The 280-nt window shown below is 77.9% G+C and carries 1 protein-coding gene; it reads left to right on the top strand.

The window, feature by feature from the left end:
- Nucleotides 1-45 precede the first annotated feature (45 nt).
- Nucleotides 46-280 (top strand): anti-sigma factor (locus BI06_RS18080; protein WP_199523315.1); only part of this gene is annotated, 235 nt, incomplete at its 3' end.

Raw genomic sequence — 280 nt, 5'->3', positions numbered from 1 at the left:
GGGCCGGGAGCGGCCGACGGTCCCGCGCTGCCGGCCGAGCCGGCCCTGCGCGCCGTCGCCGTCCGGTCGGTCGACCCGGCGGAGGAGCACCACCTCGGGGAGCGGCTGTCCGCCTTCGTCGACGGCGAACTCGGCCACGACTCGCGCGAGCGCGTCCAGGCCCATCTGGCGACCTGTCCGCAGTGCCTCGCCGAGGCCGACGAGGGCCGCGCGGTCAAGCACCTGCTGACCCGGACCGGCACCCCCGGTCCGTCCTCCGGGCTGATGGCCCGGCTGATGG

It is taken from the genome of Kitasatospora sp. MBT66 (assembly GCF_000710405.2).
Taxonomy (GTDB): domain Bacteria; phylum Actinomycetota; class Actinomycetes; order Streptomycetales; family Streptomycetaceae; genus Kitasatospora; species Kitasatospora purpeofusca.
Note: the sequence above shows the minus strand (reverse complement) of the source record. Positions and strands in the feature narration are given on the sequence as shown.